Source organism: Geminocystis herdmanii PCC 6308 (assembly GCF_000332235.1).
Classification (GTDB): domain Bacteria; phylum Cyanobacteriota; class Cyanobacteriia; order Cyanobacteriales; family Cyanobacteriaceae; genus Geminocystis; species Geminocystis herdmanii.
The window spans coordinates 2,772,630-2,793,844 of the sequence record NZ_CM001775.1 but is presented as its reverse complement, the minus strand read 5'-3'; the positions used below and the strand labels follow the sequence as shown (position 1 = coordinate 2,793,844).

General features: G+C 34.4%; 21 protein-coding genes. 13 read left to right on the top strand and 8 right to left on the bottom strand.

Annotated features, from left to right (window positions below; all coding sequences use genetic code 11):
- Positions 1-57: 57 nt before the first annotated feature.
- Positions 58-951: a hypothetical protein gene (locus SYN6308_RS13910; protein WP_017295062.1), complete on the bottom strand. Its 894-nt coding sequence runs from the start codon at positions 949-951 to the stop codon at positions 58-60.
- 7 nt (positions 952-958) lie between these two features.
- Between SYN6308_RS13910 and SYN6308_RS13905 the strand changes: the two genes are divergently transcribed.
- A complete protein-coding gene (locus SYN6308_RS13905) occupies positions 959-1,507 on the top strand; it encodes a DUF721 domain-containing protein (protein ID WP_017295061.1) in 549 nt (182 codons plus the stop codon).
- Positions 1,508-1,676: 169 nt separating this feature from the next.
- The gene (locus SYN6308_RS13900) at positions 1,677-2,084 is read left to right on the top strand and encodes an Npun_F0494 family protein (RefSeq protein WP_017295060.1); all 408 of its coding nucleotides are present in this window, start codon (positions 1,677-1,679) and stop codon (positions 2,082-2,084) included.
- A 99-nt stretch (positions 2,085-2,183) separates the two neighbouring features.
- Here the strand turns inward: SYN6308_RS13900 and SYN6308_RS25800 are convergent, their stop codons facing one another.
- The 3 genes from SYN6308_RS25800 to glcD all read right to left on the bottom strand — a co-directional run bounded on the left by SYN6308_RS25800 (position 2,184) and on the right by glcD (position 4,134).
- On the bottom strand, positions 2,184-2,315 hold the full coding sequence (locus SYN6308_RS25800; protein ID WP_017295059.1) for a hypothetical protein: 132 nt from the start codon (positions 2,313-2,315) through the stop codon (positions 2,184-2,186).
- Between the two features lie 110 nt (positions 2,316-2,425).
- Complete coding sequence (locus SYN6308_RS25795) at positions 2,426-2,557, bottom strand: hypothetical protein (protein ID WP_272943032.1); 132 nt, start codon at positions 2,555-2,557, stop codon at positions 2,426-2,428.
- Between the two features lie 110 nt (positions 2,558-2,667).
- Positions 2,668-4,134 (bottom strand): glycolate oxidase subunit GlcD, encoded by a 1,467-nt coding sequence (gene glcD, locus SYN6308_RS13890; RefSeq protein WP_017295058.1) that lies wholly within the window; start codon positions 4,132-4,134, stop codon positions 2,668-2,670.
- Between the two features lie 326 nt (positions 4,135-4,460).
- On the opposite strand from glcD, the gene SYN6308_RS13885 reads away from it, so the two are divergent.
- The 3 genes from SYN6308_RS13885 (at position 4,461) to SYN6308_RS13875 (ending at position 10,296) form a co-directional block, all read left to right on the top strand.
- Positions 4,461-4,829: a hypothetical protein gene (locus SYN6308_RS13885; RefSeq protein WP_017295057.1), complete on the top strand. Its 369-nt coding sequence runs from the start codon at positions 4,461-4,463 to the stop codon at positions 4,827-4,829.
- Positions 4,830-4,949: 120 nt separating this feature from the next.
- On the top strand, positions 4,950-9,086 hold the full coding sequence (locus SYN6308_RS13880) for a PAS domain S-box protein (RefSeq protein WP_144051442.1): 4,137 nt from the start codon (positions 4,950-4,952) through the stop codon (positions 9,084-9,086).
- 106 nt (positions 9,087-9,192) lie between these two features.
- Positions 9,193-10,296, top strand: a complete 1,104-nt coding sequence (locus SYN6308_RS13875; protein WP_017295055.1) for a hybrid sensor histidine kinase/response regulator — start codon at positions 9,193-9,195, stop codon at positions 10,294-10,296.
- A 65-nt stretch (positions 10,297-10,361) separates the two neighbouring features.
- Here SYN6308_RS13875 and SYN6308_RS13870 read toward each other — a convergent pair whose 3' ends face one another.
- The gene (locus SYN6308_RS13870) at positions 10,362-10,568 is read right to left on the bottom strand and encodes a hypothetical protein (RefSeq protein ID WP_017295054.1); all 207 of its coding nucleotides are present in this window, start codon (positions 10,566-10,568) and stop codon (positions 10,362-10,364) included.
- A gap of 202 nt (positions 10,569-10,770) precedes the next feature.
- On the opposite strand from SYN6308_RS13870, the gene SYN6308_RS13860 reads away from it, so the two are divergent.
- Both SYN6308_RS13860 and SYN6308_RS13855 read left to right on the top strand, forming a co-directional pair.
- Positions 10,771-11,298 carry a DUF192 domain-containing protein gene (locus SYN6308_RS13860; RefSeq protein WP_026102074.1) on the top strand — a complete coding sequence of 176 codons (528 nt, stop codon included), beginning with the start codon at positions 10,771-10,773 and terminating at the stop codon, positions 11,296-11,298.
- A 549-nt stretch (positions 11,299-11,847) separates the two neighbouring features.
- Positions 11,848-12,039 carry a DUF2949 domain-containing protein gene (locus SYN6308_RS13855; RefSeq protein WP_017295052.1) on the top strand — a complete coding sequence of 64 codons (192 nt, stop codon included), beginning with the start codon at positions 11,848-11,850 and terminating at the stop codon, positions 12,037-12,039.
- 90 nt (positions 12,040-12,129) lie between these two features.
- On the opposite strand, the gene SYN6308_RS13850 is transcribed toward SYN6308_RS13855, so the two are convergent.
- Entirely contained in the window at positions 12,130-12,999 is an 870-nt protein-coding gene (locus SYN6308_RS13850; protein WP_017295051.1) for a lipid kinase, read from the bottom strand.
- A gap of 458 nt (positions 13,000-13,457) precedes the next feature.
- Between SYN6308_RS13850 and SYN6308_RS13845 the strand changes: the two genes are divergently transcribed.
- Positions 13,458-13,679: a DUF4327 family protein gene (locus SYN6308_RS13845; protein ID WP_017295050.1), complete on the top strand. Its 222-nt coding sequence runs from the start codon at positions 13,458-13,460 to the stop codon at positions 13,677-13,679.
- Here the strand turns inward: SYN6308_RS13845 and SYN6308_RS13840 are convergent.
- Positions 13,676-14,257: a hypothetical protein gene (locus SYN6308_RS13840; protein WP_017295049.1), complete on the bottom strand. Its 582-nt coding sequence runs from the start codon at positions 14,255-14,257 to the stop codon at positions 13,676-13,678. The two genes, SYN6308_RS13845 and SYN6308_RS13840, sit on opposite strands and share 4 nt — an antisense overlap.
- A gap of 291 nt (positions 14,258-14,548) precedes the next feature.
- On the opposite strand from SYN6308_RS13840, the gene SYN6308_RS13835 reads away from it, so the two are divergent.
- From SYN6308_RS13835 to SYN6308_RS13820, 3 genes are all read left to right on the top strand, one after another.
- Positions 14,549-15,733, top strand: coding sequence for an NAD(P)H-quinone oxidoreductase subunit H (locus SYN6308_RS13835; RefSeq protein ID WP_017295048.1), 1,185 nt, complete (start codon positions 14,549-14,551; stop codon positions 15,731-15,733).
- Positions 15,734-15,880: 147 nt separating this feature from the next.
- Positions 15,881-17,092, top strand: coding sequence for a (E)-4-hydroxy-3-methylbut-2-enyl-diphosphate synthase (ispG, locus tag SYN6308_RS13825; RefSeq protein ID WP_017295046.1), 1,212 nt, complete (start codon positions 15,881-15,883; stop codon positions 17,090-17,092).
- A gap of 137 nt (positions 17,093-17,229) precedes the next feature.
- Positions 17,230-17,826: a 5-formyltetrahydrofolate cyclo-ligase gene (locus SYN6308_RS13820; protein ID WP_017295045.1), complete on the top strand. Its 597-nt coding sequence runs from the start codon at positions 17,230-17,232 to the stop codon at positions 17,824-17,826.
- Between the two features lie 12 nt (positions 17,827-17,838).
- On the opposite strand, the gene SYN6308_RS13815 is transcribed toward SYN6308_RS13820, so the two are convergent.
- On the bottom strand, positions 17,839-18,441 hold the full coding sequence (locus SYN6308_RS13815; protein WP_017295044.1) for a pentapeptide repeat-containing protein: 603 nt from the start codon (positions 18,439-18,441) through the stop codon (positions 17,839-17,841).
- 28 nt (positions 18,442-18,469) lie between these two features.
- On the opposite strand from SYN6308_RS13815, the gene SYN6308_RS13810 reads away from it, so the two are divergent.
- Together SYN6308_RS13810 and SYN6308_RS13805 are read left to right on the top strand one after the other, a co-directional pair.
- Entirely contained in the window at positions 18,470-19,987 is a 1,518-nt protein-coding gene (locus tag SYN6308_RS13810) for a bifunctional pantoate--beta-alanine ligase/(d)CMP kinase (protein WP_017295043.1), read from the top strand.
- A gap of 393 nt (positions 19,988-20,380) precedes the next feature.
- Positions 20,381-21,208, top strand: coding sequence for an ABC transporter permease (locus tag SYN6308_RS13805; RefSeq protein WP_017295042.1), 828 nt, complete (start codon positions 20,381-20,383; stop codon positions 21,206-21,208).
- The last annotated feature ends 7 nt before the right edge of the window (positions 21,209-21,215 follow it).

Here is a 21,215-nt window from a genome sequence, read left to right as displayed (position 1 = left end):
TGGAGAATGGATAATTAACACCCGATTATTTGTTACTTATTAATTCTTACTTTTCATTTAGGGTTGAGGTTGTGGAATTATTTGAGTTATGATACCCTGACTTTGCAATTTTTGAGATTGTATTTTCGCTTCCGTTTCTGTTGCAAAAATACCTAATTGAATTTTTATCTCCTTTTCAACATTGAGAATTAAAGCATTAGGAATAATGTTTTTTATCTTATTAAAATTATCCATATTTTCATAGTTAGTTACTAGATAATATTTGGTATTTTTCGATGGTGATGAAGGAGAAGTTACGGAAGAATTGGGAGAATTAATCGTTAAGGGAGGAGGGTTATTCTCAGAAGGAGAAGGCTTGGTAATTTCCTTTAACAAAGCCGTTTTTAAATTAGGATGAGGAGATTGATTTTCTACAGAGTTATTCGTATCGGGTAAGGGAAGGGGTAAAGGAGGAGGATTATTTTCCGTAGGATTTAATGAATTTAATTCTACAATATTATTCTGATTATTTTCTGGAATTGATGGATTAGTTTCGCTAATATTTTGGGGATTTTCATTGTTGTTATTAACAGCTATTTTTGTGTCTTGATTGATAAAAATAAAAAGATTTGCACCACAAAAAATGAGTATCCCCATGATACCCCAAGGGGTTAAAATAAAATCTAGTAAGGATTTTTCCTCTACATTCGGAGCATCTAATAAACGAGAAGCTACAGAAATAGGCTCATCTGATTCGATCGAAAAACCCCGCTGTGCGATCGAATCAGGGTAATATATTAAAGAAGAAGATGATAAATCTTGTTTTGGTGGAATATCAGACACAATGTCAGGAATTAAGATAGAATCTTGATAAAGACTTTGTTCAAACTTAGTTAACTCTGATCCTAAATCTAAATCGAGAGTTTGAATAATTTTTTTGATGTGAGGATGAACTGATATTATTGAACTCATATAATCAATGACATTTTACTCTATAGATAAACTCTTAAATGTTATTCTTGCGCAACCCCAATGGGAGAAACAAAGAAAATACCATGAATTAACTAAATGTTGGTATCAAGTGGTTAATCATAAGATAGCACAACATACCCGTCCCATTTCCCTTAACAATGAAGTTTTATATATTGCTACCGCTAGTTCGTCATGGGCGCAAGATTTAAACTTACAAAGACGTTCTTTAATACTCAAAATTAATCGGCGTATCGATTTTACCGTGAAAGATTTACATTTTGCTACGGTTAAATGGTATCAAAATAATTCTCTTAACCTCGATCGATCGGATAATAGTGACTCACATCCTAGCACAATTATTTCTGATTCTACCTTAAATTTACTTCCTCCAGAAAACCCCCAAGAAGCCTTACAAACATGGTTTAATATCATCAAAAAAAGAGAACAAAAATTTGTCACTTGTCCAGTATGTAACATTAATTGTCCTGAAGGAGAATTAAAAAGATGGGGTTATTGTGCCATTTGTTTTCAAAAAGAAACATCAGATAACAATTAACAATGAACAATTAACAATGTACAATGAAAAATGATGAATTAATAAGTAAAATTAATTTTTTGATCCCTAAAACTATTGTAGAAACCTAAAATTTCACGTCTCTATCGGAAATATAATTACTCCTTACTCCTTACTCCTTACTCCTTACTTCTTACTTGCTAATTGTGTTATGACTTCTCCCACTCTGACGAAACCATCATTAATTTCCTATCCCGTCAACACCATTAAACGAGGTGAAAGAGCATTACGCTGTAGTCCATTTCAGTTAACTTTATTTACTACGATGATTAATGCTAGTGTTGACTTAAAAGAGATAGCAACCACAAGAGGATTAGAAAAAAATTACACTCTTAAATCCGTTACGGAAAATAAAGTAGAAAATGACTTAATGTGGTTAATCAAAGTTGGTATTCTACGGAGGGAAGTGGATGGGCAAGGTATTACAGACAGCTTTAGATTAACGCCGTTGGGTAGAATGATTATTGGTAATTGGCAAAAAGATTTAGGTAAAATTCCTTCCCCGTCATGGAGAGATTATCTTTTCAATTTTCTAAGTTACTACTTCAACAGAAGATAAAAAAGTTCGTAGTAAGGGTTTCAACCCTTATTAATTAACGGCTAAAGCCGTAACTACAAACTTAGTAACTTTTTTCTCATGGCAATGAAATGTTTGAATTTAATAGGCTAGTGCGCCTTTAAATTCTGTCATGTTAGCATTCGCAGACTCACCGCAGGTGCGAGGGGTGGGAAAAATCTTGTCGGGATTTGCCAAGCCTTTGGGGTTAAAACTGCTTCTGACATACTGCATGGTTTCGATAAAAAAGTTCGTAGTAAGGGTTTCAACCCTTATTAATTAACGGCTAAAGCCGTAACTACAAACTTAGTAACTTTTTTCTCATGGCAATGAAATGTTTGAATTTAATAGGCTAGTGCGCCTTTAAATTTTGTCATGTTAGCATTCGCAGACTCACCGCAGGTGCGAGGGGTGGGAAAAATCTTGTCGGGATTTGCCAAGCCTTTGGGGTTAAAACTGCTTCTGACATACTGCATGGTTTCGATAAAAAAGTTCGTAGTAAGGGTGTCAACCCTTATTAATTAACGGCTAAAGCCGTCACTACAAACTTAGTAACTTTTTTCTCATGGCAATGAAATGTTTGAATTTAATAGGCTATTGCGCCTTTAAACTCCGTCTTGTTAGCATTAGCTGACTCACCGCAGGTGCGAGGGGTGGGGAAAATCTTTTCTGGATTTGCCAAGCCTTTGGGGTTAAAACTGCTTCTGACATATTGCATGGTTTCTAAGTCGGTTTCGGTAAACATATCACTCATATAACATTTTTTGTCGCTACCAATACCATGCTCTCCTGAAATACTACCTCCAACTCTCACACATAACTTGAGGATTTCTCCTCCTAATTCTTCTACTTGATGGAATGAACCTTCGATCGAATTATTGTATAATATCAAAGGGTGTAAGTTACCATCTCCTGCGTGGAAAACATTAGCGATGCGATAGCCATATTGTTCACCTAAAGCATTTATTTCCCCTAAGACTTGGGATAATTTCGATCGAGGTACTACTCCATCTTGTACAAAATAATTAGGGCTAATTTTGCCCATCGCCGCAAAAGCTGCCTTTCTTCCTTTCCAGAGTTTGAGACGAGTGGGCGCATCACTAGCAGATGTAACACTTCTTGCACCGTTCGATCGACAAATAGCATCGACTTGTTGCTTATAAGTATCAACTTCTACTTGTAAACCGTCTAATTCTACTAATAAAATAGCCTCAGCATCCCTCGGATAGCAGTCAGTAGCTACCACATCCTCCACCGCATTAATACTAAAATTGTCCATCATTTCCATTCCCGCAGGAATAATACCAGCACGAATAATCTCGGCAACGGCGCTTCCTGCTTCCTCAATGCTATTAAAATCTGCTAACACCACACAGATAGCGTCAGGAGTTTTGAGGATTTTCAAGGTTATCTCCGTAGCGATGCCTAGCGTACCCTCAGAGCCTACAAACAAGCCCGTAAGATCAAATCCGGGGGTTTCTGGCACTTTTCCCCCAATTTTGAGTATATTACCCTCGGCAGTTACGATCGTCAAGCCTAAAACATGATTTGTAGTTGTGCCGTATTTTAGGCAGTGAACACCTCCCGAATTTTCTGCCACATTACCCCCAATAGAGCATATTATCTGACTAGAAGGATCAGGTGCATAGTAAAAACCTGCACCACTTACTGCTTGTGTTACCCAATTATTGATAATACCGGGTTGCACCACAATTCTTTGATTCTCATAGTCAACATCTAAAATTTGACGCATTCTCGCAGTGACAATTAAAAGGCAGTCTTCCACAGGTAACGCGCCTCCAGATAAACCTGTACCTGCTCCCCTTGCAACCCATTTTATTTCATACTTATTGCAGATGTTGACAATTTGAGCGACTTCTTCGGTGGTTTTGGGTAAGGTAACTAAAGCTGGGCGCTGACGATATTCCGTTAAACCATCACATTCGTAGGTTAAAAGTTCATCTTTGCGCTTGACTACGCCATTTTTACCTAATATTTCCTCTAATTCTTTAATGATAGGTTGCCATTTTTTACTCGTAGAATTTGAAAGCATCATACAATTTTGTTTAATAATAATTATGGGGATTTTTCTTGGAGTTGGATTGTGCCTAAAACAAGATATTTACTTTTGTTTGTAAATACTCATGGAAAATAGATTGTGAATTTTAAAATTAATTAAAATAACTTACATCTTTGTTGCCTCTTGCCTCTTGCCTTTTGCCTTTCAGAAAGTAAACATACAATTAATTTATCTGCTGACTTAGTGAGGGTTTTAACCCTTATTTTCTCAAAAATAGTCAATGTCTATTATTGATCATAGAATAGGTTAAGTACCAAAGCAAAAAATAGATTCTGTATTTTTAAATTAATTAAAAATTTATGCAGTTAACCAGTCAAGAAATTAGTTACTATCGAGATCAATTAGCAGAATGTGAACCTGCTATGATGGCATTAGATATAATTGAAGATGCTGAAGGAGATTTAGAAGATGGTGCAACCTCGATAGCACTTTCTATAGGACAAGCCATCGATCGAGTGGATTGGTTAGACGGTTGGGCGAAACGTTGTCGAGTAGCCATTTGTGAGGAAAGTTTGCGTTCAGATTTACAAGATAATTACATTGAAAATGCAGTGAATTATATCATCGAGAGAAAAATTTGTCCTCCGTTATTGGTAACTCCTGTTATTATTTATGTGATTAAACAAGGAATTGATGAATTTTGTATGCCCCTTTCCTATCTTAAATAATGGAAAAAGGAGAATTGATAATTGATAATGAAAAATAAATAAAAAACTCTCATTTATTACTCCTAACTCTTTTTTCAGACTAATACCTAATACCTAATATCTAATATCTCATTCCTGATTATGATGATTTTTCATGAGGAATTAAATCTCACTATTATTGACTATCAACCCATTTTAATTTTACCCAATACTTCTTTTCTGGATGTGGTAAAAAAAATGACTATGGGATATAAATATTTGATAGTAGTGGATAATTTAATCCCTTTGGGAGTTATTTCTGAACAAACTATTCTCAAAACAGTTACTTTTAATCTTAATACTTATTCTCTCCATGCAAAAGATTTTTGTGAGAGTTTCCCCTCTTATCAAGAAAAACAATTACCTGATATATTTTCGATCGCACAAAATATATATCAGCAAAAATCAATAATTTACGGATGTTTAAATGAACGTAATAAGTTAATAGGAATTATATCAGATCAGAGTCTTTGTCGTCACTTTTATACAGAATCTTTTTATCAAAGTATCTGTATCGCTGAAGTTATTGAACCGAATTTGACAGTAATTACCGAAAATATTAGTTTATTTTCTCTGATTAAAAAAATAAATATCCATCAACATCTACAAGGATTTATTTATCAAGAAGAATCCTTAATTAAAATTATTACCCTTAAAAATATTATTAAATATTTTCTTAATCCACATTGGAAAGAGAAAACCATAAAAGAATTAAAAACCGACGATTTACTAAGTAAAAAACAATCGGAAAAAATAACTTTCATAAGCAATCTATTAGAAACGCAAAATAATATCTTAATTAGTCATAATTTTTCTGATTCTATTATCAATTCCTGCTTAATCAATAATTATTCTGAAGAATATCAAAACCATGAAACTAAATGCTATTTAAAAATATACGATCGACTGAATATAGTCAATGCTCGTCATTTAATTAAAGTATTAACTCCTTCTTGGCAACAAGAATATTTAAGGCAACAACAAAAAGAATTAAACAGCATAAAAACCGCATTTAAAGTAGAAAAAAAACAAGTTGAGCAAGAAAAACTACTATCTCAACTTAGTCAACGCATTCGCAAATCTTTACATTTAGAAGAAATTTTAAACAGCACGGTTAATGAAGTAAGACAGTTTTTAGATTGCGATCGAGTTATCGTTTATCAATTATACCCTGACGGTGACGGAGTTATTATTGCGGAGTCTGTAGTTAATGGGGTAATGTCAATACTTGGTAGAGTAGTACAAGATCACTGTTTTGCCAAAGACTTTATTCAACCCTATCTTAACGGCAGAATCCAAGCAGTAGATAATGTTTTCGAGGCGAATCTTTCTCCTTGTCATCTGGATTTATTGTTAGGGATAGAAATACAAGCCAATTTAGTTGTACCTATTATATTCCATGATCGCTTATGGGGGTTACTTGCCGCCCAAAATTGTCGGCAACCCCGTCAGTGGTTAGAAGATGAATTGGAGTTACTGCAAAAGTTAGCCTCTCAAGTTGCGATCGCCATACAACAATCAGAATACGCTCAAAAAGCCTTACAAGTCGCTCAATATCAAACGGCTATCGCTACTTTAGGCAATACCGCTTTAGTGAGTAATGACTTAGAAACCTTAATGAATACTACCGTTGAAATAGTCAGTGAAACTCTAAAAACAGAATATTGCGATTTATTACAATTACAACCAAATCAAGCCTCTTTTGTGTTAAAAGCAGGAGTAGGTTGGACGAAAGAATGGATAGGATTTGCTCAAATTGGCTCGTCACCTCGTTGGATGCCGGGATACACTTTAAAAGCTATGCACCCGGTTGTAACAGAAGATTTAATGGTAGAAACTCGTTTTAGCCCTTCCCCCATTCTACACAATACGGGAATTATTAGCGCCGTTGCCGTTAATATTGGTGGCAAACAAGACTGTTTCGGCATTATGGGTATTTACAGTAAAACTCCCCGCAAATTTACCCCCGAAGAAATTAACTTTCTCCAAACCGTTGCTAACGTTTTAGCTACTGCCATCGATCGAACTCGATCACAGCGACAATTAGACTACTTTTTTAATCTCTCCCTTGATATGTTTTGTATTGCAGGAGTCGATGGTTCATTTAAACGGGTAAACTCAAGTTTTCTCACCACTTTAGGCTACAATTCAGAGGAGATGATCAATCAAAATATGCTATCCTTTGTTCATCCCAACGATGTAGAAATTACCAAACAAGAATTAGAAAAATTAAGTAATGGTTTTCCCTCCGTTAACTTTGAAAATCGCTGGTTAACTAATGATGGGCAATATAGATGGTTAGCATGGAAAAGTCTCCCCTACGAAGAAGGTATTATTTACGCCACCGCTAGAGATATAACCCTAGCCAAACAAGCGGAATCTCAACTGCGCACCCTCAACGAAGAATTAGAAACCAGAGTCAAAGATAGAACAGAAGAACTAGAACAAACTACCACCCAATTAAGAACATTTGTACAAACTGCTGGGACAATTTTAGTAGTACTTAATCAAGAATATCGCATTGTGGAATGGAACGAAGAAGCAGAAAAAGTTTTTGGTTGGCGTAGAGATTCCGTATTGGGAGAAGACTATTTCTTATTATTCATTCCTCCCCATGATAGAGAATCCTTTAAAGATCAACTTAACTTTACCTTACAACAAGGACAAATTCATCGTAACCTAGAGAATAAAATTTTAACCGCCGAAGGAAACGAAAGAACAATATTATGGAATGTTAACCGTTTTACTGATAATCATGGACAAGGAATTGGTATCATAGCTTGTGGACAAGACATCGAAGAAGTAAGACTTGCCCAACTTAGGTTAAAATTAAGTGAGCAACGTTTTCGTAGCATTTTTCATCAAGCCGCCGTCGGTATCCTTCAAGTTAGTCTCCCCGGCAAACTCGCTTTAGTCAATGATAAATTTAGTCAGTTAATGGGTTATTCCCGTGACGAATTAGTGGATATGGATTTTCATTCCCTGATTCATCCTGACGATGTTTCTCCTACCCTCACAGATTTATCGAGTTTATTAGTGGGAAATAATGCTACTTTTGAACGAGAAATTCGCTTGAGATGTTTTAATGGTGAGTTTTTATGGATTAATCTTACTATGTCTGTGGTGTGGGTGTCTGTCGATCCTTCTTACTTTATCGCTGTAATCAATGATATTAGCGATCGAAAACAAGCGGAAGAATCCCTACAGCAAAGCGAAGCTAGGTTAAATAGTGTTCTTAGTTCTTTACAGGATGTAGTTTGGTCAATGTCTTTACCTGACTTAAATTTGCGATATATTAATCCAGCCTGTCAAATCCTATATGGTTATTCTCCTGCCGATATATTAATGAATCGTGGTATTTTATTAGAGATGGTAGTACCAGAATATCGTCAATTAGTAGAAGATACATGGGCAGATATTATGGAAGACTATCATTTAGGAGTTTTGCAAAACGAATACGGCAAAAATTGGGAATTAGAATATAAAATTGAGTTATCCACGGGAGATACTCGTTGGATTCGAGAACGATCGCACATAGTGTATGATCAATATGCTAGAGCAATTAGTATTGATGGTATTTCCACCGATGTCACCGAAAGGCACGAAGCCGAAGAAAAACTGTTTAAATCCTTACAAGAAAAAGAAATTTTATTAAAAGAAGTCCATCATCGAGTCAAAAACAATCTTTATGTTATCTCAGGATTGCTTAACTTGCAATCTAGTTATATTGAAGACGAAACAGTAAAAAATCTTTTTGAAGATAGCCAAAATCGGATTCAAAGCATGGCAGTTATTCACGAATTATTATACCAATCCGATGACCTTTCCGAGATCAACTTTGCCGAATATATTAACCGTCTCGTGTCAAATCTTTTTCTATCCTACAATCACTATCATACAGGAATCCAACCCGTTACTCATCTTCAAGAATGTTATTTAAGCATTGAAACCGCTATTCCTGCGGGATTATTAATTAATGAATTAGTCACCAATGCCTTTAAACACGCTTTTCCCCAAAGAGAAGGAGAAGTTACCATAAATTTAATCACAAATGAAGAAGAATCGATAAAATTGGAAGTAATAGATAACGGTATCGGATTACCCCCTAATTTAGATTGGGAAAAAAATAACTCCCTTGGATTGCGTCTAGTCAGATTATTAAGTCAACAGTTAGACGCAGAAATCGAAGTCAATGCTAATAATGAGGGTACTTGTTTTATTATTACTTTTACACCCTGAAAAACAATTAAGAATTAAGAATTAAGAATTAAGAATTAAGAATTAAGAATGCAGAATCAAAAACTATTTCCTATTCCCTATTCACTATCAACTATTCACTAATAACATGGAAACCAAACAAGTCAAAATCTTAATAGTTGAAGACGAGTTAATCGCCGCCGAGAGTCTTTCCCTTGACTTAGAAAAACTTGGTTATCAGGTTTGTGGTGTGGTTAATTCTGGAGAAAAAGCCATTGAAAAGGTGAGTAAAACTAATCCAGATTTAATCTTAATGGATATTATGTTAAAGGGAAAAATGGATGGTATTACGGCTGCCCAAGTGATTTATAGTCAACATAAAACTCCCATAATTTATCTTAGTGCCTATGGAGATAATGAGACTCTTTCGAGGGCAAAGTCAACTCCTGTTTATGGTTATTTAGTCAAACCTTATAAGATAGTTGATGTTAGCACTACTATTGCAATGGCATGGGCAAAATATCAAGATGATTTACAAAAAGAAGCTGATTTGTGCGCCGAAAAAAAACTTAATCAGATAAAAACTCAAGCCTTAGCTACTGCTTCCCATGATTTACGCACTCCTTTAACTAATATTCTCGGTTATACTGAATTAATTCGAGATTATGGTGATCAAATTTCCCCTGATAAAAAAGAAAGATACTTTAATTTTATTAAATCTGCTGTATTCAAAATGACAGATTCCCTCGAAGATTTACTGTTGATAAGTAAAGCAGAGGAAGGAAAAATAACCCTTTATCCTCAAAATTTTAATCTGGTAGAATATCTCAGCATTATAGTTGATGAATATAATAATTTAACGGACGATCATGAGATAAAATTAAATAGTAATCAAGAAAATTATACAGTTTATTTAGATCAAAAAATACTCAATCATATTTTAAATAATCTCCTATCCAATGCTATTAAATATTCTCCTGAAGGGGGAAAAGTTACCTTAAATTTACTTTGTGAAAAACACCAATTTGTTTTAGAAATAGAAGACGAAGGTATCGGAATACCAGAAGATTATCAAGCAAAATTATTTACTTTATTTGAGAGAGGAAGTAATGTTGGAAGTATAAAAGGTAATGGTTTAGGACTTTCGATCGTCAAAAAAGCAGTAGAATTACATGGTGGAAAAATAGAAGTTAAAAGTCAAGAAAATGAAGGTACAAAATTTATCGTTACCATCCCCATTTCTTTACAATAAATAAGTTTGTAGTGATGGCTTTAGCCATTTATAAGGGTTAAAACCCTCACTACGAACATTGTTAATTATTTAAGATTATTTTCTCGTCTAAAGTTTTCGATCGAAGTTTTTAATTTTGGAGTAGAATCACCAGTAATTAGACTTAATTTATATTCCTGATTTTCGCTTAAAAATTGGGCATAACTAGACTGTAAATAAGGCTGAAATTGCTGATTATTATTCAAATTAACTTCAAAAAAAGCCAGAGTAAAGGGTACAGCTTGTTCAAACATCTTTTTTTTATAGAAAAATTTTTTTCGCATCATTTTGTAGTAATAGTGAAGCTATTAGTCTATTAAATATTGGAGATGTTTATTGTTCAAATCTTAAATCATTCTTTAAAAAATCACCTTTTCCGAATTTATCGGTTAGTTTTGTGTTATCTTTTATTTTCATCTTTTATAATTATTTTCAAACAGTATTCCATCTTTGCTGATGCTCAAATTAAGTTCTTCTGTGATTGTTGCGGTTAGTTTTTTTTTATTCGGTTGTAATTTTCTACCTTCTTCTGTTTCTGGCAGTGATGAAAATATTTCTTCAGAAACTATTCCTGTTAATACCATTAGCCAAGGTCAAAATTTGCCCATTAGTGCTAAATTACTGATTAATCAGGAAATTATTGAGTTAGAAGTTGCTCAAACTCCCCAACAACAACAGATTGGCTTAATGTATCGGGATTTTATTCCCCCTAATCGTGGAATGTTATTTCCTTTTAATCCTCCTCAAACTGTCAGTTTTTGGATGAAAAATGTTTCTATTCCTCTGGATATGATTTTTGTTTCTGAAGGAGTTATTAAACATATTGTTACCGCACCTCCCTGTAATGTTGATCCTTGTCCTTTATATAATTCAAATGTATCGATCGATCAAGTCATCGAATTAGCAGAAAATAGAACAAAGGAACTAGGAATTAAGGTAGGAGATAAAATTACGATCGAGTTTTTGGAGGGGAAAGAAAAATAAGTAAAAAAAATAGCAAAAATAAACCGAATAGTGTATAATACTTTACTTAATTAAAAGTTTATAGTGACTAAAATCACTGATAAAGCTGAATCGAGCAGTTTCGATCGCCAAGGGTGGAACTTCGTGATCGAGTTTAAGAGTCATTGATAATTTGTACCTATCTCAGTGGAAAATCGCAAGTAATCAATAATCTTTACCCTATCATTAACGTTAGTCAAAATAACCTCATCGATAAATAAAATCAACGCATATCTTTAGGGTTATTTGTTCGTAGAAAAACCCAACCTTAAAAAATTAGGTTTATCTGTATTTTATTTCATAAATCCAAGTACAGTATTTCCCTATTTATAGGTATTTTGTTAGCTAAAAAAAGATTTAACTTAATTATTTGTTAATTCTTAAAGTTAGTTAAAATTTAGGAATAATCTATAACAAATTGTGTGAGAAGTATAACTTTTATTTTTAAAGACTAGCTTTTAGCTATTCTAATTTTTTTTAATAATCATTTTTTTAATTCATTTATTCATCAACATATTTTTATATACTTATATGCCTACTATTACTTATCACCGTTTTGTTAAATTTCTCCAAGAAGAAATCAATTTATCCCAAGAATGTATTGCTATTGCTCAACGTAATGTTGATCATAATTTAGGTTTAATTCCCATGGTTTTATGGCAATATGGTTTAGTTACGATCGAACAATTAGATAAAATTTATGATTGGTTAGAAACTTCTTAAATAATGGAGAATGGAGAATGGAGAATGGAGAATTAAGAATTAAAAACTCCTTACTACTCTCCTCAAAGTAATTTTTTGACAACCCCTTAATTAAGGCACAAAAACTTGTAAAGCATGGGGAATAACTTTAAATTTAGCGGGGGTAATAGTAGTTATTTCGCCATCAGTATTAATGTTATAGGATTTTTTGGTATAAACTTCGATGGTTTTTCCCGCCAGACTTTTTACCCAGTCTAATTGATGATGTCTTCCTTGGGGTAAATGCCAAATTAAGGGAAAAATTTGCCACCAATGATTTAATTCTATGCTATATAAATCTAGTCTTTGATCATCAATAGCCGCATCATTGGCTATAGCCATTCCCCCACCATAATATCTACCATTACCGATGGCAATTTGTACAGTTTTGACAGAAAAACTCTCACCATCAACTTTAATCGTAGCTCGAAAAGGACGAGTAGCACCAATAACTTGTAAAGCGGTAATGCCATAGGCAAAAATTCCCCAACGGCGTTTTATCCCTCTTGATAACTTTTCCGTAATATCAACACTTAAACCCAGACTCGCCACATTAAAAAAATATTTTCCATTAACCCATCCTAGATCGATCGACTTCATTTTTCCAACCCCAATCACATCACAGGCTTCTTTCATCGTTAAAGGAAGATTGAGAGTTCGAGCCAAATCATTCGCCGTGCCTAATGGTAAAATACCCAAAGGTAAATTAGTCTCTACTAAACTATCTACCACTGCATTAAGAGTACCATCTCCCCCTCCGACAATGACGAAATCTATCTGATGTTGATATTCTCTTACCACCATTCCTAATTCGTCAGAGTTTTTAACGGGTTTGATGATTAATTCCATGTCATGGGCATAAAAATATTCTACCGCCAGAGGTAACGACTTTTCCCCTTTTCGGGAGTGACGATTAATCAATAATAATGCTCTTTTACCCATAAGTCTAAGATTTTAAGGAATGTACAATTAGAATGGAGAATTGATAGTTATTGCGAGGCACGAAGGAATCTCTGGGGAATTTCGTAAGAAATCAAATAATCTTTATTGCTATAATATTCTGAAATGCTGAAATTATTGTCAAGAATTAAAGACAATATTAAGATTATATACTTTTATCAGCAAATATCTTCTCCCAGAGGATAATAAAAAATAGACTTAAGTTTAAACATTATTATTATTGCTTTTTTAGAGTTCCCATTCTCCGAATATAGTTTAAAGATCGATCGTTACTAAAACTATCATTATTACCGTTAAATTTTTTTAATGATTAAAAGACAAGAAAATAATAGACGGTGTAATAAGTATTGTCAATACCTAATTTTTTTTCATCACAATAGCAGTAATTTTCTGTCCAGAATCAAGCTAAATATTTGTTACAATTTATCAAAGAAATAATTATGAATTTACAACTAAATTATTCCATTAACTCTCTCAAAGAAGAAGTACGTCAGTTGATTAAAAAAGGATTACTCGGTCGTCAGCAACCCATTTATACCATTTGTAATTTTATTCCTGCCAGAGAATGGCATAAAATAGAAATAGAATTAGAGTTGAATGGTTATCTATTAAGAGATCATCTTATTGATTTAATTCAGCCTGAAAGATGGGATAATAATTAAATATTAACGGCAATTAGTCCTAAATCAATATAGTTTTTGATCATTAATTTTTGTCCTTGTAAAACCGTACTAAAGGAATAAAAATGTTTAATCGTATGATCAGGGATTTTACCTGTTAATTCTAGCTTAAAAAAATTGACTCGCCGACTAGATAAACTATTATTTTTACAAATTTTAACAATAACTTTCTGTTCTTTTTTTGAGGAATAAATTACTTCCCCTCGTATAGAAAAATAATTAGGAGGTAACATATTTTCTGTATCATTAGGTACAAAAACACCTAAAACTTGTAAATGTAGTCGATCGAACTCAGGTACAATATGGGGATACACAACCCAATTTTGCACCTCATTCAAATCCACATGATTTTTCACCGCACTAATTGCCTTACCTAAAATTACTGTCTCAAAAGTAGCATTATCTACCGTAGTCATAATACCTTTGGTCAAGGTATTCTCTAAAGGTTCATATATACCTTGAATCACGCCGATGGCTCTATACTGTAAAGGATGTACAGGAATACCAATGGCACTTTTATCTAAACTATAATCATCATCAAACAAAATATTTTGCGTCACACCAAAGAATTATTACTATTTTATATTTTTATATCTTTAAAGTCTGTCAAGGATTCGATCGAGTCAACCATCAAAAGCATTTCCATTAACGGTATCTTGAATCAACCATACTTTTATGATAGATTATACCAAGAAATTCAATAAATAAATCATCTAGGTTTTACAATACTAATTAGTTGCCCAAAAATCATCTTTTGAGAATATATATTGATTCTTTCATCAAAAAACTTAAAAATGATCGATCGAGTAACGATTGGAATACATACTTAACCCTATAAATAAATCAGCTTTATGGCTACAATAGAAACTAGAACAGAACCAATGGTTCTCAATATGGGACCTCATCATCCCTCTATGCACGGGGTTTTGAGACTAATTGTCACCCTTGATGGTGAAGACGTAGTGGACTGCGAACCCGTCATCGGTTACTTACATCGAGGTATGGAAAAAATTGCCGAAAATCGTACCAACGTCATGTATGTACCCTATGTTAGTCGTTGGGATTATGCCGCAGGGATGTTTAATGAGGCAATTACCGTTAACGCGCCCGAAAAATTAGCCGATATTGAAGTACCGAAACGGGCGCAATATATACGGGTAATCATGCTAGAATTAAACCGCATCGCAAACCATTTACTATGGCTTGGTCCTTTTTTGGCGGATGTGGGCGCTCAAACTCCCTTTTTCTATATCTTCCGTGAAAGAGAGATGATTTATGATTTATGGGAATCCGCTTCGGGGATGCGCCTAATCAACAATAACTATTTCCGTATTGGAGGAGTCGCCGTTGATTTACCTTACGGTTGGGTGGACAAATGTGAAGATTTTTGCGATTATTTCTTACCAAAAGTTGATGAATATGAGAAACTCATCACCAATAACCCTATTTTTCGTAAGCGTATTGAAGGGATAGGTACTATCACCAGAGAACAAGCCATTAACTGGGGTTTATCCGGTCCTATGTTGCGCGGTTCGGGAGTAAAATGGGATTTGCGTAAAGTCGATCGTTATGAATGTTACGATGATTTTGATTGGGATGTGCAGTGGGAAACGGAAGGAGATTGTTTCGCCCGTTATATCATCCGAATTAGGGAGATGCGCGAATCGGTTAAAATCATTCGTCAGGCGTTAAAAGGTTTACCCGGTGGCGCTTATGAAAACTTAGAGGCGAAAAGACTTCAAGAGGGCAAAAAATCTGAATGGAATAACTTTGAGTATCAATACATCGCCAAAAAAGTTGCACCCACCTTCAAAATTCCAGAAGGGGAGCATTATGTGCGTCTTGAAAGTGGAAAAGGTGAATTAGGAGTATTTATTGTTGGTAATAATGATGTCTTCCCTTGGCGTTGGAAAATCCGCGCCCCTGATTTCAATAATTTACAAATCCTCCCCCATTTACTCAAAGGAGTAAAAGTTGCTGATATTATGGCAATTCTAGGTAGTATTGATGTCATTATGGGATCGGTCGATCGATAAATCAGTGAATAGTGAATAGTGAGGAGTTTTTAATTGTTAATAATTAATAATTAATTATTAATTCTCCATTCTCCATTCTCCATTCTCCATTCTCCATTCTCCATTCTCCATTCTCCATTCTCCATTCCTCATTCCTCATTATTAAATATGCAAACTATAGATAAACCTTTACCCACTCTCAATCTCTTTGATGGTACAATTCATCGTCGTAAAACTCGCCCTGTTAAAATAGGTAACATCACCATCGGTGGAAATAATCCCGTAGTGGTGCAATCCATGATTAATGAGGATACCCTCGATGTGTCGGCTTCCGTTGCGGGAATTCGCCGTTTACATGAAATTGGTTGCGAAATTGTTCGAGTCACTGTGCCTAGTTTAGCCCATGCTAAAGCTGTAGGGGAAATTAAGGCGCAGTTAATTAAAACCTATCAAGATGTACCGTTAGTGGCAGATGTCCATCATAATGGTATGAAAATTGCCCTTGAAGTGGCGAAACACGTTGATAAGGTGCGTATTAACCCCGGTTTATACGTCTTTGAAAAACCTAAGCTCGATCGAACTGACTATAGTGACAAAGAATTTGCCGAAATTGGTGATAAAATTAGAGAAACCCTCGAACCGTTAGTTATATCCTTAAGAGATCAAGGTAAAGCTATGCGTATCGGCGTTAATCATGGCTCTTTAGCAGAAAGAATGCTCTTTACTTATGGTGACACTCCCGAAGGTATGGTAGAATCGGCGATCGAATTTATCAAAATCTGTGAATCATTGGATTTTCGTAATCTTATTGTTTCTATGAAAGCCTCCAGAGTGCCTGTAATGTTGTCAGCTTATCGCTTAATGGTAAAACGCATGGACGAATTAGGCATGGATTACCCCTTACACTTAGGCGTTACCGAAGCAGGAGACGGCGAATATGGGCGTATCAAATCCACTGCGGGAATTGGCACATTACTAGCAGAAGGTATCGGCGACACTATCAGAGTATCTTTAACGGAAGCCCCCGAAAAAGAAATCCCCGTTTGTTATAGTATCCTTCAATCTCTAGGATTGCGTAAAACCATGGTGGAATATGTAGCTTGTCCTTCCTGTGGACGTACTTTATTTAACCTTGAAGAAGTTTTACACAAAGTCAGAGAAGCCACAAAACACCTCACAGGTTTAGATATAGCTGTAATGGGTTGTATTGTCAATGGACCGGGTGAAATGGCAGACGCTGATTATGGTTATGTTGGGAAGCAACCCGGCTTTATTTCCTTGTATCGTGGTAAGGAAGAAATCAAAAAAGTTCCAGAAACCGAAGGTGTTGAAGAATTAATCAACTTAATCAAAGCTGACGGTAGATGGGTTGAGCCATAAAAATATTTTATTGTAGATTCATAGTTTTTTTGATGGGGTTAGGTTTTAGGTTTTAGGTGTTAGGTTTTAGGTAAAAAAAATAACAAATCAAGGGTTAAAACCCTTACTACGAACAAATCCACAATCTTTTTTACCAGATGCCTAATAGAATAATTGATATATCTGTCGAGAAAAAGTTATTAAGAAAAAAATATATTCAACAACGATTAAGTATTTCTCCTCATCAATGGCGATCGAACAGTGATAAAATTTGTGACAATATCTTAAACAGTGAGATTTTTCGTCAAGCCAAAGTCGTTTTAAGTTATTTTAGCTTTAAACAAGAACCAGATTTAAGTCTTTTACATCAACACAGTAAGGTTATCTGGGGTTTTCCCCGTTGTGAAGGAAATAATTTAGTGTGGCATCAATGGCAATGGGGTGATAAGTTACAAACTGGAAATTACGGTATTCTTGAACCTTTAGCGGATTCTCCTTTAATTGATACTACCCTTGTGGATTTAATTTTAGTACCTTCGGTACTGCTCGATCGAACTGGTTATCGTTTAGGCTATGGTGGAGGATATTACGATCGAATGTTAGCATCTTCTTCATGGTACAATGTGCCAACTATGGGCATTGTTTTCGATTTTGCCTATATACCTCATTTACCTAGAGAATCTTGGGATAAACCTTTAAAATATATTTATACAGAGCATAGATTAGAAAAAATATCACCTATACCTAACTCCTAACCTAACCCTTCATCATTCTTTACATCCTAAACTGTCTCTGGTGGCAACTCCTGTCACAGAATTTACTCCTGTCGCCCTTTCACACATCAAATTTACTTGATAACGATCGAGTACTGCCCCCGAAAAATCTGCACCTTCTATGTTAGTATCATAAAATCGGGTACGAGTGGCTATAGCATCCACAAAAAGAGCATCTCGTAAGTCTGAAAAGTCAAAAGAAACACGATCGATCAAAGCGCCCGTAAAATTAACACCCCGTAAATCCGCATTGAGTAAAACTCCCTCCGTCATGATACTATTGCTCAAATTGGAATCACGGAAAGAGACATTACGCAGATTAGAAGCCGCAAAAATCGAGCCTGTCAAGTCTCGATGGGAAAAATCCTTCCCTTCTAATTCGGCATGGGTAAAATTCAAGATTTCTGCATTGACAGGTTGAGGAGTTAATAAGATTAAAGCAATACTTAAAATTAACAGTAAAAAGACACAAAATATACGCCAGATTATTGTCAAAAATCGAGTAGAAATCATGGTTTTTTTGATACTATTAGGATTGATAAGTGAGACAGAAATATTAACAATAAAACGGTAAAATGGGTTAATTAAATTAGTCATCATCAACTATTAATAATCTTTTAGATAAATGTTAATTGTAACCAGTATCACAGAATTAGAGAAAGAAAGAGCAAAAATTTTAGCTAATCTTAAGGTTGGTTTTGTTCCCACTATGGGAGCATTACATCTAGGGCATAAAAGTTTAATTAAACAGGCGATGAGAGAAAATGATTATGTGATAGTGAGTATTTTTGTTAATCCCCTACAATTTAGCAAAAATGAAGATTTAGATAAATATCCCCGACAATTAGCCGAAGACAAGACAATTTGCGAAAAATTAGGAGTTAATCTTTTATTTACTCCCTCTCCCCAAGAAATTGTTAATCAAGAAACTACCTTAGTTGTGCCTCCTGCTTCCATGATGTCGGTAATGTGTGGAAAATATCGAGAAGGACATTTTCAAGGAGTAGCAACCATTGTAACAAAATTATTTAACTTAGTTAAGCCTAATATCGCCTATTTTGGGCAAAAAGATGCACAACAGGTAGCAATTATTAGAAAAATGGTTAATGATCTGAATATTCCCGTTAAAATTCGCTCTTGTGCTATTATTCGAGAAGCATCAGGCTTGGCTTTAAGTTCTCGTAATCAGTATTTAACTTTAGAAGAAAAGCAAGAAGCGACTTTATTATTTAAGAGTTTAACTTTAGCAAAACAGGCTTTTTTAGATGGTGAAAAAAACACTAAAAATTTAATCAAAATTATCGAACATCAATTTAAAAATCATCCCCTTTTAACTTTACAATATGCCGAAATAGTCCATCGAAAAACTTTACAACCTTTGACAAAGATCACAGAGTCTGCTTTAATGTCGATCGCAGTATTTTGTGGTCAAACTCGCTTAATCGATAATCTAATTTTAACCGTGAAAAAACCAATTATAGCCATAGATGGACCAGCAGGAGCAGGAAAATCCACCGTTAGCCGTCGTGTAGCGCAGGAATTAGGGTTTATTTACCTTGACACGGGGGCAATGTATCGAGCAATTACTTGGCTAGTCATGAAAAATAATCTCAATATCGATGATGAGAAATTAGTTGAACAATTAGTCAACACCGCCTCGATCGAATTATTACCCAGTGATGACTTAAATATTCCCGTAACAGTGAAAGTGAATAACCAAGACGTAACCAAAGAAATTCGCACTTCTGCCGTTACAGCTAACGTATCCAAGGTTGCAGCTCAAAAAGCCGTTAGGGAAAAAATGGTAAGATTGCAACAAGAATACGGTAAACAAGGAGGAATTGTAGCGGAGGGGAGAGATATTGGCACGAATGTTTTTCCCGAAGCGGAATTTAAAATTTTCTTAACCGCTTCTCCTTTAGCAAGGGCAAAAAGGCGGTTAATTGACTTAGAAAATCAAGGAGAAAATAACATTAATTTACAACAATTAATTGCGGATATTGAACAAAGAGATTATCTTGATAGTACTCGTGATATTGCACCTTTAAAAAAAGCAGAAGATTCGATCGAGCTTATCACCGATAACCTCACGATAGAGGAAGTAATTAACAAGATAATAAGTTACTTAGGGTTTGCTGAATAACTCAGAAACCTATTAAAATCAATGGTTTAGATATAATACATTAAGGAAAAGTGCGCAGTTTTAAGGATTTTTATTCAAAAAATGAGCATTTTTTATATTATTTATAATAAAATACTTTTATAATAATATGTCTGTGCAAAACCTTAAAACCTTGATTTTTGTTAGTTATTCCCTTTTTCCTTTTCCCTCTTCCCTTTTCCCTACCCTCAGCAAAATACTATGAGGCAAACCCTACTTATGTTTTTGTTGTTGGAGAGTATATGTAAATGTGTCAGGCAGTCAGCTTATCTCTCATCTCCTCAAAAAATCAGAGGTGACAAAAAAGCGAAGTAACTCTAAGATAGAATGATCTCAGTTCACGAACAAATAGTCAATTATTATTGTTAAATATTTATGGTATTAACCAGAAAAAAAAATCTAAATATTGTTGATAAATTACCTTTTGGAGATGACATTAAACGTTATTGGGAACTTCTTTCTGTTTTAGTTCCTCAAAGTTTAAATGCTCGTTATCGAGGCTCTTTTTTAGGGGTATATTGGTCTTTATTAAATCCTTTAATTATGACTGGTTTATATACTGCTATTTTTGGTACAACATTTGCTACATATTTCGGTGGTTCGATCGTCAATTATATGTTAGCTGCTTTTACTGGTTTATTAATAATTAATTTTTATAATTCTTCCACCACTCAAGCCCTAAGTAGTGTAGTTGTAAATGGTGATTTACTAAACAAAATTAAGTTACCTGTTCCTGTTTTTCCTCTTTCGATGATTGCGGCAAATATTTTTCAATTTATGGTCGGTTCATTTCCGTTATTAGCGATCGTAACTTTAGTAAAAACCCATAATCCTTTAAATATTTTACTATTATTATTCCCTTTTATTGCCTTAGTTTTAGTGTGTACAGGAGTTGGTTTTTTCGTAAGTGCATTATTCGTATTTTTCCGAGATTTAGGCTACTTTTATGAGATAGCAACTTTTGTTGTCTGGATTACTAGCCCCGTATTTTATCCTGCGGAAATTATCCCGGCTAGAGTGCAACCGATTCTCTATCTTAATCCCTTAGTGCCTATTATTGAGAGTTTAAGAGAAATCAGTTTAAATGGTACTTTACCCGAATTAAGTCATTTGATGAGAGGCTTTTTAAGTGGCATAATTATTTTAACCATAGGATGGTTATTTTTTAAAAAAGTAGAATCATCTTTTATGGATTTACTCTAAAATTATT

Bases quoted from the DNA above. Each gene is read 5' to 3' on its own strand.
- SYN6308_RS13805 (WP_017295042.1), top strand. From the start codon at position 20,381: ATGGTATTAACCAGAAAAAAAAATCTAAATATTGTTGATAAATTACCT.
- SYN6308_RS13850 (WP_017295051.1), bottom strand. From the start codon at position 12,999: ATGGGTAAAAGAGCATTATTATTGATTAATCGTCACTCCCGAAAAGGG.
- SYN6308_RS13910 (WP_017295062.1), bottom strand. From the start codon at position 951: ATGAGTTCAATAATATCAGTTCATCCTCACATCAAAAAAATTATTCAA.
- SYN6308_RS13860 (WP_026102074.1), top strand. From the start codon at position 10,771: ATGCTCAAATTAAGTTCTTCTGTGATTGTTGCGGTTAGTTTTTTTTTA.
- SYN6308_RS25795 (WP_272943032.1), bottom strand. From the start codon at position 2,557: ATGCAGTATGTCAGAAGCAGTTTTAACCCCAAAGGCTTGGCAAATCCC.
- SYN6308_RS13810 (WP_017295043.1), top strand. From the start codon at position 18,470: ATGTTAATTGTAACCAGTATCACAGAATTAGAGAAAGAAAGAGCAAAA.
- SYN6308_RS13900 (WP_017295060.1), top strand. From the start codon at position 1,677: ATGACTTCTCCCACTCTGACGAAACCATCATTAATTTCCTATCCCGTC.
- SYN6308_RS13835 (WP_017295048.1), top strand. From the start codon at position 14,549: ATGGCTACAATAGAAACTAGAACAGAACCAATGGTTCTCAATATGGGA.
- ispG (WP_017295046.1), top strand. From the start codon at position 15,881: ATGCAAACTATAGATAAACCTTTACCCACTCTCAATCTCTTTGATGGT.
- SYN6308_RS13855 (WP_017295052.1), top strand. From the start codon at position 11,848: ATGCCTACTATTACTTATCACCGTTTTGTTAAATTTCTCCAAGAAGAA.
- SYN6308_RS13905 (WP_017295061.1), top strand. From the start codon at position 959: ATGACATTTTACTCTATAGATAAACTCTTAAATGTTATTCTTGCGCAA.
- SYN6308_RS13845 (WP_017295050.1), top strand. From the start codon at position 13,458: ATGAATTTACAACTAAATTATTCCATTAACTCTCTCAAAGAAGAAGTA.
- SYN6308_RS25800 (WP_017295059.1), bottom strand. From the start codon at position 2,315: ATGCAGTATGTCAGAAGCAGTTTTAACCCCAAAGGCTTGGCAAATCCC.
- SYN6308_RS13875 (WP_017295055.1), top strand. From the start codon at position 9,193: ATGGAAACCAAACAAGTCAAAATCTTAATAGTTGAAGACGAGTTAATC.
- SYN6308_RS13820 (WP_017295045.1), top strand. From the start codon at position 17,230: ATGCCTAATAGAATAATTGATATATCTGTCGAGAAAAAGTTATTAAGA.
- SYN6308_RS13870 (WP_017295054.1), bottom strand. From the start codon at position 10,568: ATGTTTGAACAAGCTGTACCCTTTACTCTGGCTTTTTTTGAAGTTAAT.
- SYN6308_RS13880 (WP_144051442.1), top strand. From the start codon at position 4,950: ATGATGATTTTTCATGAGGAATTAAATCTCACTATTATTGACTATCAA.
- SYN6308_RS13815 (WP_017295044.1), bottom strand. From the start codon at position 18,441: ATGACTAATTTAATTAACCCATTTTACCGTTTTATTGTTAATATTTCT.
- SYN6308_RS13885 (WP_017295057.1), top strand. From the start codon at position 4,461: ATGCAGTTAACCAGTCAAGAAATTAGTTACTATCGAGATCAATTAGCA.
- glcD (WP_017295058.1), bottom strand. From the start codon at position 4,134: ATGCTTTCAAATTCTACGAGTAAAAAATGGCAACCTATCATTAAAGAA.